General features: G+C 69.6%; 1 protein-coding gene. It reads right to left on the bottom strand.

The genetic code is table 11. From position 1 onward, the window contains the following. Positions 1 to 10: 10 nt before the first annotated feature. Positions 11 to 1,456 (bottom strand): NF041680 family putative transposase, encoded by a 1,446-nt coding sequence (locus ACFYY1_RS43265; protein WP_388595607.1) that lies wholly within the window; start codon positions 1,454 to 1,456, stop codon positions 11 to 13. Between the last annotated feature and the right edge of the window lie 127 nt (positions 1,457 to 1,583).

The raw sequence follows: 1,583 nt of genomic DNA, 5'->3' as shown, positions 1-1,583 counted from the left end.
AGCTTGGCGTTTATCCTCGGCGGGCTTCGTGTTCCTTGATGGTCTCGGCGCGTTTGACGGTCTTGCCGACGTCGTGGCGCTTGGCGCGGTGTTTGTTCTTCGAGCCGGGCGGCCGTCCGGGGCCGGGGCGGGACGGTTTCGGTGCGGCTGCCGGACGGGCCGCGGTCGGTCGGAGGTTGCGAAACCCGCGGCGGACGCGGGCGGGGGTGAGGCGTCGTGGTTCGGTGCGGCGTTCCCAGGGGCGGCGGAGGTCTTCGGCGAGAGGTCGGGCGAGGCGGAGCTGGGTGTGGGCGGCGATGACGAGCCAGGTCCACAGGTCGGCGGTGTCCGCGTGGCGGACCTTCGGGGCGGTCCAGCCGAGCGTCTGCTTCATCAGCCGGAAGGTGTGCTCCAGGTCGAAGCGGCGGAGGAACGACTGCCACCAGCGGTCGACATCCGTGCCGGTGGCGCCGGTCGCCGAACACCACAGCCAGACCGGTTTCGGGTCGCGGTCGCCAGGCAGGCGCTCGACCTTCAGCCGGATCAACGTGCCGTGGAGGATGGGAAGTTCCTCCTTGGTGTGCTTCAGCCAGGGGCCGCGGTGGGTGAGTCGGGGGTGCATCCGGTCCCAGGCCATCGCCTCGGCCTTGCCGTAGCGGGTGGTGTCCGTAGTTGTGGTGACCTCGGGCTGGTGCCAGCTCTCGGGCTTGCTGAAGGTGAGTACGCCGCCGTGTCGGCGCGGGCGGCCGCCCTTGGGCCCGGAACACGCGGGGCCCGGGTCACGGAGCATGACGCGGTCCGAGCGCAGACGCCCGACCAGCACCACCGGCAGATCCCCCAGGGCGTGGGAGAGGTAGGTGACGTCGTAGCCGGAGTCCATCACGATCAGGATCTCGGGATCGCCCGGATTCCAGTGCCCGGCCTGCATCAACCGCCCGACAACATCGCGTAGTTGGGTGGCGGTGACAGCGGTCGCGTCGTCGGCGGGGCCCAGGCGCACGGCGTCCAGCATCGCCACCCAGGAGGTGCGGCCCGCTTCCAGAGCGGCAACGAAGGAGTACGGCCAGCCTGGCACGAACTGGTCCGTCTTGCGGTCACCGCGTCCGTAGACGTGGCAGAACAGCCTCTCGTCGCTGGTCGGGGCATCGGGGCGGAGCCAGTTGGACACGTCCACGGCCAGCACGATCCGCCCGTCGGCCGCCCTTGGCAGCGGCAGGCCGGCCAGGGTCCGGCGCAACCGCGTCGGCTCCAGCCAGCCCCGATCCAAAGCGGCGTACAGGGTTCCGTGCCCACGCCGGTGCTCGGCCGCCAGCGACAACTCGACCAGCGTCTTCACCGGCCCGTCCGCGCACAGCACCGCGTCGGTGAGCTCGAAGAGCGCATCGGCACGGGCGTAGAGGCATTCGTAGAACTCGACCCGAAAGCGGGACAACACGTCCAACGCCTGGCCTGTGGGCGCATCGGCAGACAGACTCATACACAGCGGCCGTTCTCTTGTACTTCGTGACTCGACATCTCGAAGCGTGGAGAACGGCCGCCTCCGCTGTCCCGGAAAGAACCGCAGGTCAGCAGGTCGGGTGACCTGCGACGTTAAACGTCAAGCT

The organism is Streptomyces sp. NPDC001890 (genome assembly GCF_042891445.1).
Taxonomy (GTDB): Bacteria; Actinomycetota; Actinomycetes; order Streptomycetales; family Streptomycetaceae; genus Streptomyces.
Note: the sequence above shows the minus strand (reverse complement) of the source record. Positions and strands in the feature narration are given on the sequence as shown.